At 37.6% G+C, this 16,149-nt stretch carries 15 protein-coding genes; 14 read left to right on the forward strand and 1 reads right to left on the reverse strand.

The window, feature by feature from the left end; all coding sequences use genetic code 11:
* Positions 1-5: 5 nt before the first annotated feature.
* From BW142_RS10530 to BW142_RS10575, 10 genes are all read left to right on the forward strand, one after another.
* Positions 6-380, forward strand: a complete 375-nt coding sequence (locus tag BW142_RS10530; RefSeq protein WP_024597766.1) for a SirB2 family protein — start codon at positions 6-8, stop codon at positions 378-380.
* A gap of 149 nt (positions 381-529) precedes the next feature.
* On the forward strand, positions 530-1,357 hold the full coding sequence (locus tag BW142_RS10535) for a tetratricopeptide repeat protein (protein ID WP_024597767.1): 828 nt from the start codon (positions 530-532) through the stop codon (positions 1,355-1,357).
* Between the two features lie 14 nt (positions 1,358-1,371).
* Complete coding sequence (locus BW142_RS10540; protein WP_076924831.1) at positions 1,372-2,625, forward strand: DUF819 family protein; 1,254 nt, start codon at positions 1,372-1,374, stop codon at positions 2,623-2,625.
* Between the two features lie 9 nt (positions 2,626-2,634).
* A complete protein-coding gene (gene kdsA / locus BW142_RS10545; protein WP_024600663.1) occupies positions 2,635-3,489 on the forward strand; it encodes a 3-deoxy-8-phosphooctulonate synthase in 855 nt (284 codons plus the stop codon).
* A gap of 121 nt (positions 3,490-3,610) precedes the next feature.
* On the forward strand, positions 3,611-4,513 hold the full coding sequence (locus tag BW142_RS10550) for a transcriptional regulator GcvA (RefSeq protein ID WP_024600664.1): 903 nt from the start codon (positions 3,611-3,613) through the stop codon (positions 4,511-4,513).
* A 2-nt stretch (positions 4,514-4,515) separates the two neighbouring features.
* Positions 4,516-5,151: an alpha/beta family hydrolase gene (locus BW142_RS10555; protein WP_076924832.1), complete on the forward strand. Its 636-nt coding sequence runs from the start codon at positions 4,516-4,518 to the stop codon at positions 5,149-5,151.
* 19 nt (positions 5,152-5,170) lie between these two features.
* Positions 5,171-5,539, forward strand: a complete 369-nt coding sequence (locus tag BW142_RS10560; protein ID WP_076924833.1) for a DUF423 domain-containing protein — start codon at positions 5,171-5,173, stop codon at positions 5,537-5,539.
* A gap of 17 nt (positions 5,540-5,556) precedes the next feature.
* Positions 5,557-6,642, forward strand: a complete 1,086-nt coding sequence (gene rlmM, locus BW142_RS10565; RefSeq protein ID WP_024600667.1) for a 23S rRNA (cytidine(2498)-2'-O)-methyltransferase RlmM — start codon at positions 5,557-5,559, stop codon at positions 6,640-6,642.
* Between the two features lie 16 nt (positions 6,643-6,658).
* A complete protein-coding gene (locus BW142_RS10570) occupies positions 6,659-9,967 on the forward strand; it encodes a hypothetical protein (RefSeq protein WP_076924834.1) in 3,309 nt (1,102 codons plus the stop codon).
* A gap of 1 nt (position 9,968) precedes the next feature.
* Positions 9,969-10,490: a hypothetical protein gene (locus BW142_RS10575; RefSeq protein WP_076924835.1), complete on the forward strand. Its 522-nt coding sequence runs from the start codon at positions 9,969-9,971 to the stop codon at positions 10,488-10,490.
* Between the two features lie 72 nt (positions 10,491-10,562).
* On the opposite strand, the gene cysZ is transcribed toward BW142_RS10575, so the two are convergent.
* Positions 10,563-11,291, reverse strand: coding sequence for a sulfate transporter CysZ (gene cysZ / locus BW142_RS10580; protein ID WP_024600670.1), 729 nt, complete (start codon positions 11,289-11,291; stop codon positions 10,563-10,565).
* 293 nt (positions 11,292-11,584) lie between these two features.
* Between cysZ and BW142_RS10585 the strand changes: the two genes are divergently transcribed.
* The 4 genes from BW142_RS10585 (at position 11,585) to BW142_RS10600 (ending at position 16,133) form a co-directional block, all read left to right on the forward strand.
* Complete coding sequence (locus BW142_RS10585; RefSeq protein WP_076924836.1) at positions 11,585-13,837, forward strand: EAL domain-containing protein; 2,253 nt, start codon at positions 11,585-11,587, stop codon at positions 13,835-13,837.
* Between the two features lie 289 nt (positions 13,838-14,126).
* Entirely contained in the window at positions 14,127-14,588 is a 462-nt protein-coding gene (locus BW142_RS10590) for a GNAT family N-acetyltransferase (RefSeq protein ID WP_076924837.1), read from the forward strand.
* Positions 14,589-14,868: 280 nt separating this feature from the next.
* Complete coding sequence (locus BW142_RS10595; protein ID WP_076924838.1) at positions 14,869-15,738, forward strand: MYG1 family protein; 870 nt, start codon at positions 14,869-14,871, stop codon at positions 15,736-15,738.
* 62 nt (positions 15,739-15,800) lie between these two features.
* Complete coding sequence (locus BW142_RS10600) at positions 15,801-16,133, forward strand: YnfA family protein (RefSeq protein ID WP_076924839.1); 333 nt, start codon at positions 15,801-15,803, stop codon at positions 16,131-16,133.
* Positions 16,134-16,149: the final 16 nt, after the last annotated feature.

Below are 16,149 nucleotides of genomic sequence, written 5' to 3' on the forward strand. Positions count from 1 at the left end.
GGCATATGGATTATTTAGCAGTAAAGCATTCACACATGGCAATTGCGATGTTGAGTGTAATTTTATTTTATGTTCGCGCTTTTTCGCGAATGGGTAGTGGCAATATAGCAAAAAATAAAGTGGTAATGATTGGCAGTCACAGTATAGATACTTTGTTATTAGTGTCTGCACTTACGCTTATATTTATGGCTAAAATAAACCCATTTGAACAATATTGGCTATTGGAAAAAATAGTTTTAGTGGTTATATATATTGGTATTGGGGCTAAAAGCGCCAGACAAACTAAAATGACGGCTAAAATTGCTTACATTTTGGTTAATACCGCTGTTATTTTAGCGATAGGTTATTTAGCGACGTCTAAATCAGCTTTTTTGCTTTAAGTAATACCTGACTATTTGAGCTTTATAATTATTTTATAAAGCTCAAATAAGACTCCCTTTCAGAAAATATTCAAAAACTCCTCTATATTGGTATATAGCTTTAAAGTTAGGTAAACTACGCCTTCGTTTTCTAAAATGTTGCAGTATTAATGACTACCCTCGGGTTTGACGAACACGATGAATCTTATCTTGATGATGCTTACGATGAATTTACACCTCCAGCAATTTACCGCTGTATTAAAGCAGAATCAAAATGGGACCCTCAGATAGATTTAACACCATGTTATGAGACTTTAACTGACTTTGAACAGCAAATCTCAGCGCTGTGTCTAAAAGTGAGTGATGAGCACGATCGTCTCGAAAAATTATTAGATATGTTTTACAGCGATTGGCTATTTAGTGCCTCAGGCTTAAAAGTGCCTGAATATAAATTAAATACATTAAGTTATACGCTTTCTATGCGCAGTGGCTCACCTACCACGCTGGCAATTATACTTTGTCATTTTTTACAACAAGCTAACTTTGACGCAAATCTTAGTCTTACGCAGGGTGATGTTGGTGTACATGTGGCGATTAGTGATGAAGAAGGCTACATAATAGAGCCAAGCAGTGGACAACAAAGCTGGTATATCATCCCTGAAAACGCAGATGAAGATGATGGCCAAGAACAAGAGCCTCTAGAGCTCATTTTTGATGACGAAGTATATAAGTTATTTTTAGCTCAACAAAAATGGTCTTTCATTAGCGAAAACAAATTTGGTCATGCTTTGACCTGTGTAGAGATGCTAATGGAGCTAATAGGCGACGACCCGTATGAGAGACGCGACAGAGGTTACTTATTAAATCAGCTCGGTTGCCCTAAAATGGCACGTGATGATTTACAGTTTTTTATCGATGAGTGTCCGGACGATCCTGCAATAGAGATAATTCAACACCAGATAGAAGAACTAGAAGATAATAATAAAACGCACCATTAAGAATAGGAATAATTATGGTTGAAACTCAAAGCGCATTAATTACAAATGATGCCGTTGTGCTTGGTTTACTTGCTGTTATTTTGGGGTTTATTTTTAAAACCTCAAACAGTGAACGTCCAGCTTTAAAACGATTTTATAAATATGTACCAGCTTTACTACTGTGTTACTTTTTACCTTCGTTATTAAATACATTTGGTATTGTAGATGGTAACAAATCCAATGTTTATTATGTAGCTTCACGCTACTTACTGCCTGCTTGTTTAATACTGCTCACCATTAGTATTGATTTAAAAGCGATTATTAATTTAGGTCCTAAAGCGCTCATTATGTTTTTAGTGGGGACATTAGGTATTGTTATCGGTGGGCCATTAGCTATTTTAGTAGTGAGTGCATTTGATCCAAGTATTGTTGGCGGGCATGGACCTGATGCCGTATGGCGCGGTATGACAACCGTTGCGGGTAGCTGGATCGGCGGTGGTGCTAACCAAGCATCAATGAAAGAAATGTTTGAAGTTGGCGGTGATATATTTTCTGTAATGATTACAGTCGATGTAATAGTCGCGAATATTTGGATGGCTGTTTTATTGCTAATGGCAGCAAACCACAAAAAGATTGATGCAGCTACGGGTGCCGACACGAGCGCAATTGAAGATCTGAAAAAACGGGTTGAAGCCTATCACGCAGAACATGCACGCATTCCTACTCTTAACGATTATATGACGCTGCTTGCAATTGCATTTGGTATAACAGGTTTAGCACATTTTTGTGCTGACTTTTTAGGTCCGTACTTTGGCACTACTTATGAATGGGCAAAAGAATATAGCTTAAACAGTAAGTTCTTTTGGCTAATAGTTATATCGACAACGATTGGTATAGGCTTATCGTTTACTAAAGTTAGACAAATAGAAGCGTTTGGCGCTTCAAAGGTAGCCTCTAGCTTTTTATATATTTTAGTCGCATCAATTGGTTTGCACATGAACGTAACCGCTATCTTCAATAACCCTGGGTTATTTTTAGTTGGCGCAATTTGGATGTTAGTGCATGCAAGTATAATGTTACTCGTGGCTAAACTTATTAAAGCTCCGTTATTTTATATGGCCGTAGGCTCTCAGGCTAATGTGGGCGGCGCAGCGTCTGCACCTGTTGTAGCATCAGCGTTTCACCCGTCATTAGCGCCAGTTGGCGTTCTGCTAGCTGTACTTGGCTATGGTGTGGGTACTTATATGGCTTATATTTGTGGATTAATGATGCAAGCAGTTGCACCGTAAGGAATTTAAATGAAAGACCAAATTATTAAAATTAATGAAATTGAGCTAGCAAACAACAAACCGTTTGTATTGTTTGGTGGTATTAACGTATTAGAATCTCGCGATTTAGCTATGCGTGTTGCAGAGCATTACGTAGAAGTAACGACTAAATTAAATATTCCTTATGTATTTAAAGCGTCATTTGATAAGGCTAACCGTTCTTCAATCAATTCGTACCGTGGTCCTGGTATGGAAGAAGGTTTAAAAATATTTGAAGAGATTAAAAACACGTTTAAAATTCCACTTATTACTGATGTACATGAACCGCATCAAGCAGCGCCTGTTGCTGAAGTTGTTGATGTAATTCAGTTACCCGCTTTTTTAGCTCGTCAAACAGATTTAGTTGTGGCGATGGCTAAAACAGGTGCAATTATTAACGTGAAAAAACCACAGTTTTTAGCGCCACATGAAATGCGCCATATCATTACTAAATTTAATGAAGCGGGTAATAATAACATCGCACTTTGTGAGCGTGGCTCTAGCTTTGGTTATAACAATCTAGTGGTTGATATGCTGGGTATGGATGACATGAAAGCAATGGCGCCTGTTATTTTTGATGCAACACATGCACTTCAGCGCCCTGGTGGCCGAGCTGATTCTGCTGATGGTCGTCGTGCACAAGCAGCAGAGCTTGCACGCAGCGGTATGGCGCTAGGTATTGCAGGTTTATTTATTGAGGCGCATCCAAACCCTAACGAAGCTAAATGTGATGGCCCATGTGCGCTAGCGCTTAGTAAGTTAGAGGGGTACTTAACGCAAATGAAAGCGGTTGATGATTTAATTAAAAGCTTTGCACCACTTGATACAAGTGCAAGCGATTTATAATTAAGCATGATGTTTATTAAAAAGCGACTCAGGTCGCTTTTTTTATGCCTTTAATATACACAAACTTATATGATGTATATAATCTCACGCATAAGAAAAACTAATTCTAAGCTTGGTTATTATGTCAAGACGGGTACCTCCACTAAACGCATTAAAGGCCTTTGAAGCGGCTGCGCGTCATTTAAGTTTTACTAAGGCAGCAGAAGAGCTTTATGTAACGCAGGCGGCAGTAAGTCATCAAATAAAAACACTTGAAGAGCATTTAGGTTTAAAGTTGTTTTTACGTAAAAACCGCTCATTATTATTAACTGAAGAAGGCCAAGGCTATTTTTTAGATATAAAAGAGATTTTTACTCAGCTTATTGATGCCACTGAAAAGCTATTAGCCCGTGGTGCAAAAGGCTCATTAACAGTAAGCCTAACGCCAAGCTTTGCTATTCAGTGGTTAGTGCCTCGTTTGAGTTTGTTTAATGAGTTGCACCCTGAGATAGATGTGCGAATAAAAGCGCAAGATCAAGATGAAAACTCACTGACTGATGACGTAGATATTGCTATTTACTATGGAAGAGGTCATTGGAATGGCGTACAAGCGTACAAACTTCATACTGAATATTTAGTACCACTTTGTAGCCCTATGTTATTGAGTGGGCCAAAGCCGCTTGACCAACCAAGTGATTTAGCGCATCACACCTTATTGCATGACACCACACGTAAAAACTGGAAAACGTGGATGAAAACTGCAGGTGTGCGTAACATCCAGGTAAATCAAGGGCCTATTTTTAGTCACTCATCAATGGTGTTACAAGCTGCAGTACATGGGCAAGGTGTGGCAATTGGTAATAGTGTATTAGCTAAACCCGACATAGATGCAGGGCGTTTGGTTATTCCGTTTAATCACAGTCTAGAAAGTAAAAATGCATATTACTTAGTGCTTCGCGAATCGCAAACAGAGCTTGGTAAAATAGTTTCGTTTAAAGAGTGGATGCTGAGCTTAGTAGAGCATGAGCAAGAACATGAGTATTAATAATGATTGAATGGTTTAAAAGCACCGCACAACCTGCAATTGCACAGTTTATATTTGCACATGGTGCAGGTGCCGGTAGCGATTCTGACTTTATGCAACACATGGCAAAATTAATAAGCGAGCAAGGTGTTGATGTTGGTTTATTTGATTTTGAATATATGCAAGTTGCCAAACAAACCAATAAACGTAGGCCTCCTGAGCGAGCGCCAAAACTACTTATTTATTATGAGCAAGTGCTAACGAAGGCGCAGCCAGATTTACCGTTATTTATAGGCGGTAAATCGATGGGCGGACGCATGGCATCAATGCTTGCGTGCAGCACCGAGCAAAAACTTTCGGGTGTTATTGCATTTGGTTATCCATTTCATCCGCCGGGTAAGCCAGAAAAGTTACGCACCGATCATTTTGCTGATATTGTTTGCCCTTTTTTAGTATTACAGGGCGAGCGAGATACATTTGGTACACGTGAAGAACTGCTTACTATGGAAATGCCAAAACAGCCTTTAATCACATGGCTGCCTGATGGCGATCATTCATTAAAACCACGTAAAAAAAGTGGTGTAACTGAACTGCAAAATAGAGGAGCAGCAGCACTAAGTGCTGTTGAATTTATTAAGCAACAAGTTGAGATGTGTTAAAACTCGATTAGGGGGTTAAATGATTAAATTATTTTTAATGACCGGCAGTGTTTTTTGTATGCTCTCGGTTATGTTAGGTGCATTTGCTGCCCATGGTTTAAAAAGCCGTTTATCGGAGTATTCATTAGGGGTTTTTAAAACAGCTGCTGAGTATCAAATGTTGCATGGCCTTGCACTTATTGCGGTGGCTATTTTAATTAAATGGGGCATAAATTTGAGTTGGGCTGGTGGCTTTTTCATAACTGGCACACTACTTTTTAGTGGCAGTTTATATTTACTCACTCTAACAGATATGAAGTGGCTAGGGCCGATAACACCGCTTGGTGGATTGTGCTTTATTATTGGTTGGATTGTTATTTTAGTGCAAGTTGCACGATTTAAGTTTTAAAGAGTTTAAGGGTTAATATGTCTAGTGTTGTGATTTATTGTCGTAGTGGTTTTGAAAACGATGCCGCTGCTGAAATAACGTTTCATGCTGCAGAGCAGGGTTTTGCAGGGTATGTAAAAGCAAAGCCAAATACAGGTTATGTTGTTTACGAATGTTTTGAAGCGCATCACAGCGACGAAATAATCAAAAAAGTCGATTTTAAAAATATGGTGTTCGCACGCCAATGGTTTGCCGGTACATTGCTTGAAAACATGCCAGTAGAAGACCGTGTAAGTGCAGTAGTTGAAGCTGCTAAAGATTTTACATTGTGCTCAGAGCTGCGCGTTGAAACGCCAGATACCAATGAAGGCAAAGAGCTTTTAACGTTCTGTAAAAAAATCTCAACGCCGCTTAAAAAAGCCCTCGAAAAACAAAATACAGTACTGCGTGAGCCAAAAGCAAACCGCCCAGTAATGCATGTCATGTTTTTAACAAACAATACGGCTTATGTGGGTTACTCGTATAGCTTTAATAATTCTCCATTTTTCATGGGTATTTTACGCCTTCGTATGCCAAGCGATGCACCGAGTCGTTCAACGTTAAAACTCGATGAAGCGTTTAATGTATTTATTCCTGAACAGCAACGTGAATCACGTGTGGCAGCAGGTATGCGCAGTGTTGATTTAGGTGCATGCCCGGGTGGTTGGACTTATCAGCTTGTACGCCGTGGTATGTTTGTAAGCGCGATTGATAACGGTCCAATGAATGACGATTTAATGCAAACTGGGCAAGTTAAACATTTTAGAGCCGATGGTTTTAAATATCGTCCAGAAAAAAGAAATATTACTTGGTTAGTGTGCGATATGGTGGAAAAACCAACCAAAGTGACTACGCTAATGATTGACTGGGCAGTAAATGCATACGCAAAAGAGTTTATATTTAACTTAAAACTCCCTATGAAAAAACGCTTTGATAGTGTTTATGAATGTCTTTCGATGATAAGAAAAGAGCTTGAGAAACAAGGTATTAATTACGAGTTACAAGCTAAACATCTATATCATGATCGTGAGGAAATAACCGTTCATTTAAACGTTACTAAGGTGCCACAAAATTTGTATAGTTAATATGTAGAGGCTAAAAGTGGTAAAAAACAATATTAATAAATGGCTAAGTTTACTTTTTTTATCACTTTTAATCACAGGTTGTGGTGGCGGCGGAGAAGGTAGTGATTCAACTACGCCCTCTGGTAACGCTGCGCCCAGTGTTACGCTCTCTGTTAGTAGTAACGTTATTGCTTCTAACCAATCATTTACTATTACTGCGCTTGCAAGTGATAGTGACGGACAAATAGCCAGCTATCAATGGCAACAACTTAGCGGCCCTGAGTTTACGTTCACCTCTAACGGTAACACGCTTACCGCCACTGCACCGAGTGTAACCACTGACACGACCTTTAGTTTTTCAGTTACTGTTACTGATAATTCAGGTGCTACTGCACAACAGGTATTTTCAGGCATTATCACTTCTCAAAATAATGCTCCTACAGTTAATATTACAGGCCCAAGTAGTGCACTTGCTAACGCACAGGTTAGTTTGGTTGCTAACGCTCAAGATACAGATGGAACAATAAGTAATATTAATTGGATTCAGTCTGCTGGGGACAATGTTGAGTTTACACAAGCAGATGGAGTCCTTAGTTTTACTGCTCCTAATGTATCTGAAAATACAACGCTAGGTTTTAGCGTAACCGTAACTGACAATGCCGGTAAAAGCGCTCAAGCGAGTAAAACGGTTTTAATCAATCAAGTAAATAGCGCGCCAACAGTTATTGTTACAGGCCCTGAAGAAGCTGAAAAAGGCGTTAGTGTAACCTTAGTTGCAGATGCACAAGATAGTGACGGGAGTATTAACAGCATAACTTGGCAGCAAATAAGTGGCCCTGTAGTTGAACTTATTCAAGCAGAAACAAGTATTAGCTTTAACGCGCCTACTGTTGCACAAAACACCAATGTTACCTTTGTAGTAACTGTAACAGATGACGATAACGCAACAAATAACGCTCAAAAAACAGTTATGATATTAGCACCAAACAATCCACCAACTGCAGATGATGTAAGTATTAGCGTGCAATATAATCAAGCCACTGAATTTAGTTTAGTTGTTAGCGATGCTGATAACGATAGCGTACAGATTGACTTTGGTGATGATTTAAATGGTGCGCAAATTAGTGTTATTGATGCCCAAGCCTTACGTTTTAGTTACACACCTCCCGCAAATAGTATCACTCCACAAAGCTATACGTTAACGGCGACTGATACCAAAGACACAACCGAATTTGTACTAAGTATTACCGTTATTGATTCAACGCCCGCTACGATTAGTAATGTAACACCACAAAATAGTAATGAACCAGTATTTGTAGATAGCCCTGTTAGCATTACATTTTCAGATATTATGCTTGTGAGTACTTTAGCCGTTAATTCTAGTAATGGTACTTGTACTGGAAGCATACAAGTGTCAGCAGATAACTTTACTACTTGCTTGGCTTTAACTATTGAAAGTTTGTCGGGTACTACCAGCGACACAAGTACTTATTTTCATACTGTAAATTTAAGCGCAAGCTTTGATGAAGACACTCAATATATTGTTCGTGTTACAGCTGATTTAGCTAATTTTGATAGCACAACTATTTTGGCGCAAACTGCCACCTCGTTTACAACTTCTAGCCAAAATATAAAAATAACAGAGCTTTCATCTGTGCAATTTAGTAACGACTTACCTTGGGTTGAACTTTATAATGGCACCGGTGCAACAGTAAATTTACAAGACTATTCTCTTAAAGCTCGCAGTATTAATATGTCTGATAGTACGCTGAGTGATGAGCAAGTATTTGCGCTGCCTGATAAAGAGCTTTTAAATGGCGCCTATATTATTTTACAAAGTCGCTTTGGTGATGACTTTTTAGCAAGTGCGTCATTAAATAATACAAAGCTTGTACTTGTTGGTAACGCGAATGATCAAATTAGGCCTTATTGGTACATAAATGGTTTTGCAGAATTACTTAATAGTGCGAGTACACAAACTATCGATTTTGTTAAGTTTGGAAATTCAACCCAAGAGCCAGTAACAGCCTCGCAGTGGCAAGGAGAAAATGCTGCACAAATACTGCCAGAGCAGGGCGCCAGCTTAAAGCGTGCGCTCGGCGCAACCGATACCAACCAAAATACAGACTGGAACTACTCAGTATTCAACACTCCGGCAGGGCCTAACGATATAACTTGCTCAATAGATGATGATAAAGACGGTATTCCAGATTGCGCAGAGGTAGAGGGAACAACATTTGCTGGGCTGCCTCTGTATGAATGGGGGGCGCGTACTTCACAAAAAGATATATTTATTGAAATAGATTATATGGATAGTAGTGATGTTGGAATAACGCCTCATCGAACTGCACTTGAAAAAATTGTTAGTGTATTTGCAAATAAAGGCTACACCGTTCATTTTGATGTAGGTGATTTATTTGATCAAAATAGCGATATTGCGCCGGAAAACTTTGATTTAGGTGGCGGAAATGTTGTCCCTTTTAATAGCTATACTCCGTTTGAGTACGATTTAAGTAGCCCTAATTTATTTGCTTATAAAATGGAATATACCGATATAACCCGCAGACCCATTTTTCATTACTTATTAATGGCAAGTAGTGGAAATGAAGATGGCAGTATTAGTGGGTCGGGTATTGCTGAGATCAGCGGTAATGATTTAATGGTAACTATGGGGGGATGGGGCTTAACTTTGGATACGCAAACAGCAACCAATGTAACTTATAATTATCAAGCATCAACTATCTTTCATGAGCTAGGGCATAACTTAGGCTTATACCATGGTGGCGATGAAGAGATTAACTTTAAGCCTAATCATTTAAGCTCTATGAATTATTTATATCAATTAGCGGGTTTATCAACAATAGGTAATAACGAAGGCGATCGTTATTATGAGCGCTTTTATCCAGGCAATGTTAGTTGTGATATTACACCAAATACTAATAGTCATTTAGGCTCTACAGATGATTTTATTATTGATTATTCAAGTGGTAGTTCAGCAGATTTAAATGAGAGCACAATACTTGAAGCACAGGGATTAAATCGAAATGGCTCACTACCTGTTGATTTTAACTGTAATGCAATTAACACTGAAAGCTTAACCAGCTTTGATAGTAACCAAGATAATACAATATCAATACTTAGTGATGTAGATGAGTGGAATATGCTTAATTTGCAGTTTTATATGCAAAGTGCAGGTAATCGATTTGGCGTGCCAAATACCAATAATAGTAAGGTGTATAATTTACAAAGCTCGCCTACGTATATTGAAACGCTGCCCAGTTATATAAAAGAAGCGCAACCAAGTAGTGCAATTATTGCTGAGTTAAAAGCAATTAAAGAGCATTAATATGAAACTAGGGTTAAGTATTAAGTTTATTGTTTGTAGTAGTTTTTTAAGCTTACTAATAGCGTGTAGCGATACTAACAATGCACGTGAATGGTTACTAAAAAATGACAATTTATATTATAAAAATACAGCTATTGACTGGCGAGTTGAATCAGTAGAGGGCTGTAAGACATGCGTGATAAGCCAAGATGTTGTTTATCAGCCTGAAGGCATTAGTAGTTATAATACGTTAATGCAGAGTCAAAATTGGGTGGCGGTACATGAGTTAAGTAAAATCAATGTCATCCGTTTAAAGATGCCAGATCAAACACCTTACTTATTCGTAGAGCGTATAAACGGGCGAACACTAACGCTGTTTAACCAGCAGCAAAACTACAGTATAAAAATTGGTGAAGTTACAGCCGTTAATTTTAACAATCAGCGCTTTAGTATTTTGATTAAAAACTTCGAAGAAGTAGATAAACAAAGCGATGCATTACCAAGGCGTGCATCGCTTGAGTTTATTGCTTTAAAAATAGATTAAAAAAGCACCTTAGGTGCTTTTTTATCTCGAGTGCGGTGACCTTTGAATATTGAAAAGTCAGCAACCTATTAATTAACTGCGGTATTTTGACCGATAATTATCGACCCACAAACGTGTTGCACCACACACAGCTACAGGCATAACTATTAAGTTTACAAAGGGTATAGCGGTTAATAACATAACGGCAAAACCAAACCCATATGATAAACCTTGCTTAGATTTTAAATCGTCTTTCATCTGCTTAAAGCCAATTTTATGGTTATCAAATGCATAGTCTTCATACTGCACCGCATACATCCAGCAGGTAAATAAAACCCATAGTATTTGACCTATGACAGGTAAAACCCAAAGAAGTATAAAAAAGCCAATAGCGCGAGGAAGGTAATAGCACAGCTTTGTCCACTCACGGGCAAGCATTCTAGGTACATCTTTAACTAATTCGGAAAAACCGTCATCATTAATTTTTTGACCCGTTAAATAGAGCTCAACTTTTTCACTTAATAAAGCATTAAAGGGGGCTGCAATAAAATTAGTGATGACAGTAAAGAGCATGCTGTAGCTAAATAATACGACTAATACTGCAATTGGCCACATTAGCCATTCAAGCCAGCTTAACCACTCTGGCAGCATATTATTAATGTAGCTAAAGCTATCACTTAGCCATCCAAATAAGAAAAACAACGAGCTACCAAATAGTAAAACATTAATTAAAAGTGGGATAAGTACAAAACGCTTTAACCCTTTTTGGCTAATTAATTTAAACCCCGAAAAAAAATATTCCATACCTTGTGTGATCTGCACTGTAACCTCAAAAAATATTTATCACTAGCTACAGTATAAATAGCTTAATAATTTTGAACAGTATTTTTAAGTAACAAAGTGTTAGCTTTAATGTTGCGGTTTTGGTTATATAGTACCTATAGGTGTTTAGTAATATGCAATTATGATTAATCAATGTAGATCAGGTTAGTTTTTTATTAATAAAAGAATAAACTTACTAATCATGACTATACTGAACTTTACTACATAGAAAAAAGCATCTGCATGAGGCTTTTTGTTGTATCAATATGTATAAATAATGCGAGCGAGTGGAAATGGGTACGGATCGGTTAAAAAAGTTATTATCTCACCAGCAAGGCATTTTATCTAAAATTGCATTAGGGGTACCCTTAAATGCGGTGCTTACTGAAATTTGTTTATCAATAGAGCAGATTATTGATGATGAGTCTGCAAGGTGTTCCATTTTATCAATTAAAGGCCAGCAGCTCTTTCATTGCGCAGCCCCTAATATTCACCCAGAGTACTGTGAATTGCTTAATGGTATTTACATAGGGCCAAAAGTCGGCTCATGTGGTACTGCCGCATTCTCGAAGACGCGCACAATTGTAGAAAATATTGAAACCTCACCGCTGTGGGAGGACTTTAAAGATTTAGCGCTAAAGTTTGATCATAGGTCATGTTGGTCAACACCTATTTTTTCGACTCAAGCTGATTTGTTAGGCACCTTTGCTATTTATCACAGCACACCTAAAACCCCATCAGAGCAAGATTTAGAATTAATAGATTTTTTTGTACACTTTTCAAGTATCGCTCTTGAGAAAAGTAACGAATTTGAGAAGGCAAAACAGCTTGTCGTTAATTTACAGCACAGTAATGAAAAATTTAAAGCCTTCACCAAAGTAATGCCCGATCTCATCCTCATTTTAAGTGAAGATGGCACATATACCGATGTTTATGGTACCTCTAATGAGTTGCTGCTTGATTCGTCGACGGATCTTATTGGTCAAAATGTTAAAGACCTGCTTCCTCAAAAAGATGCGCAGATGATAATTGACGTTATTGAAAAAACACTTTCGACTAACGAGATGCAAATTTTTGAGTACGAATTAGATGTACCAAAAGGAAATATAGTTTTTGAGGGACGGGCTGCGGTTTTAGATCATTACAATCCCAGTAGCCCTACAAAAAGACATGTAATATGGATGGCCAGAGATATTTCAATAAAGAAAAAAGCTGAGCAAGAAGTTCACAAACTCGCCTTTTACGATCCATTAACTAAACTTCCAAATAGAAGAATGCTTAGTGACAGATTAAGCGCGTGTGTAGAGAGTATCAAGCGCAATAAAAATATAGGGGCGTTATTATTTTTAGACCTAGATAACTTCAAGCGTATTAATGATTCACTTGGGCACAGTGCAGGGGATGAAGTACTTGTGGAGCTATCAAAAAGGTTAAGTGCAATAATAAAAGACTCAGATACACTAGCCAGAGCGGGTGGTGATGAATTTATTATTTTACTTAAACACATAGGGCAAGACACAAAGCAAGCAATCCTAGAATGTAAATCAGTTGCTCAAGAAATTCAAAGGGCTTTTCATGATAAATTCGAATTGGGCAACCTTGCATTCCAAGTAAGTTGTAGCATAGGTATTTGCCTAATTGATAGCGTAAATGCACAGGCTGGAAATATATTAAAATTTGCAGATACAGCTATGTATCATTCTAAAAATAAGGGGGGAAATAGCAGTAGCTTTTACGATCCAGCTTTGCAAACACTGCTTGAAAAGCAAGCAGAACTAGAAACCGATATAGTGAGGGCAATTGCGTCTAATGAGTTTTGTGCTTACTTTCAGCCACAAGTAAATACGCAAGGTAACGTTGTTGGTGCTGAAGCACTCATTAGGTGGAACCATCCTCAAAGAGGGCTGATAGCGGCAAACGAATTTATACCTATAGCTGAGCAATACGGTCTTATTCAAAAACTACAAAATATTGTTTTGCATGATATATGTATTTTAATTAATGAACTGAAAGCAAACGCTATAATTGACAACTCGTTTAGTGTTTCAATTAATATTAGTCAAAGTCAGTTCAATTCATCAAATTTAAAAGGTGAGTTGTTTAACATTATTAATAAATTTGATATTCGAGCATCACAAATTAAGTTAGAAATAACTGAGTCAATGCTCTCTAGCGATATAGATTATACAATTAGGCAAATGAAAGAGCTCATTGCTGCTGACTTTTTATTTTCGATTGACGACTTTGGAACAGGGTATTCCTGCTTAGCTTACTTAAGTGCGTTTCCTGTTAAAGAATTAAAAATAGATAAGAGCTTTGTTGATAAGATTTTAGATAATGAGATTGGCTTTAATATCGCACAAACAATTATCAGTTTAGGTAAAAGCTTAAACTTAGTGGTCGTTGCAGAAGGCGTAGAAACAATAGAGCAGTATGACTTACTTACAAAAATGAATATTGATACTATGCAAGGCTACTTAGTTGCAAAGCCTATGGATAAAGAACGTTATTTAAAATGGCATAGGGCTAATAGCAATCCGCAATAATACTTAATCGTTTAGAGGGATTAAACCTGGCGGTAACTATGTTAAAAATTCTGCCTTGTTATCGACACGACTTTCTTATCTCAAAATAGATCATTTAATTAAGCTAATTGGTAATAACCAAATAGAAAATCTTTATATACAAGGACATTTGCATTTTCTAGCTGTTAAAGTTTCCCAAACTATATGCTAAATAAGGACTAAAGATTTTTTGGTTAAACAATGCTAAGCTATGCCCGCTTGAATATATTATTTAAAGCTTAATAAACTTATAACAATGAATGGAAGCTTTATGCAGTTAGTTGATTTGAACCCTAATGATCCCGATGTAGTAAATGTATTTGACGATATAGACCGACTTATAAATTCTTTATATCCTGTTGCTACAGCGCAGTCTCTGGAGCTAAACGAATTAACCTTACCTAATGTGTATGCTATTGGTTTAAAAACTGATGAAGGTATTATTGCCTGTGGTGCGATCGTAGAGAAATTTGATACTCAGCCTTATGGCGAAATAAGACGTTTATACGTAAAACCAAGTCATCGTGGTAAAGGGCTATCAAGACGTATTATGCAGATTTTATTACATCAAGCTGGCGAGAAGCAGATCCCGTTAATACGTTTAGAAACAGGTCCAAAACAAATAAAATCAATCAATTTATATGAAAATTTAGGCTTTAAACGCTGTAGCAGTTTTGGCTCATATATAGATAATCCACAAAGTGTATTTATGGAGTTAGGGCTTAGCCAATAAGCTTATTAACGCTACGACATGTTAAACCTCGATATGTCGTAAATATCAGGTCCATGATCATTCGTTTTATTCTAATTTAGAGTAGTTTTAAGAAGCTACTTATTATTGCTTTGCAATAAACGGCATAACCAAGCTAATCACTTTAAGAAAGTCTTTTATAGTGATGCAAAAAATACTTCACTGTTTTTCACATCTGTCTTCGTATAAAATCTGCCTTGATAATTAGTGACTAACTTACAAAGCGAGAATTTTTATCTTTTCTAAAAGTAGCAATAAACAAATGAGCGAAATAACAGTAGTAACCCACAATGGTAATTTTCATGCAGATGACGTTTTTAGTATTGCGGTACTTAAACATGTTTTGCCAACGTTTAAACTGGTACGTACTCGCGATAAAGCGCTTATAGAGGGTGCCGACTTTGTAATTGATGTAGGTGGCGAATACGACCCCGAAACTAATCGCTTCGATCATCATCAACGTGGTGGTGCAGGCGAACGAGAAAATGGCATTCCTTTTTCATCATTTGGCTTAGTGTGGAAAAAATATGGCTTAGCGCTGTGTGATGATAACCAAGCCGTTGCTGATAGAGTTGATTCGGGCTTAGTTTCAACAATTGACGCCATTGATTGTGGTCATGTTGAAGGTGTGTCAAAAGGAATAAGCTTGAGCCAAACAATCTCAATGTTTAATCCTACATGGGAAGAAGAAAGTAACTTTGATACCTGCTTTGATGAAGCTGTTGAATTTGCAGCTCGCATGCTCATTCGTTTTATCGCATCAGCTCACGGAAGTGTAAATGCAAAAGAGATTGTTGCCAAAGCAATTGAAAGTGCAGAAGATGCCAGAGTTATAGTGCTTGAAAAATACACTCCGTGGAAAAAAACAGTGCATATTTTATCAAGCGATGCGCTATACATGGTTTACCCATCGCATTCTGGACAATGGATATTACAAACTGTGCCAGTTGAGCCAGGATCGTTTGAGGATAGAAAATCGCTTCCTAAAGCGTGGTCAGGCTTATCTGATGAAGCGTTTGTAGATGAAACAGGTATTGATGATGCCGTGTTCTGCCACAATGGTTTGTTTATAGCGGGTACTAAATCGTTTGAGAGTACAATGAAGCTTGCCGCAATGGCATTAGCTGAATAAGTAAAATAGCTAAGTAACAACATTTGTATGTTACTTAGCTAATTAAATTACGTGAGAACGTTATGTTTGAAGTAAAAACTATCGCGCTATTTGTCATAACCGCTCTTGCCGAAATTATTGGCTGTTACCTTCCTTACCTTTGGCTTAAAGAGGATAAAAGTATATTACTTTTAATTCCTGCGGCTTTAAGTTTAGCTTTATTTGCTTGGCTATTATCTCTTCACCCTGATGCATCTGGTCGTGTATATGCAGCTTATGGCGGCGTATATATTTGCGTTGCGCTATTGTGGTTATGGGTTGTTGATGGCGTAAAGCTCACTATGTGGGATGTTATTGGTGGAGCTGTTGCTTTACTTGGTATGGCCATTATTATTTTTGCACCTAAAAGTGTTTAATCTCGTCCAATTTCCT

This window comes from Pseudoalteromonas sp. EB27 (genome assembly GCF_001974875.1).
Taxonomy (GTDB): domain Bacteria; phylum Pseudomonadota; class Gammaproteobacteria; order Enterobacterales; family Alteromonadaceae; genus Pseudoalteromonas.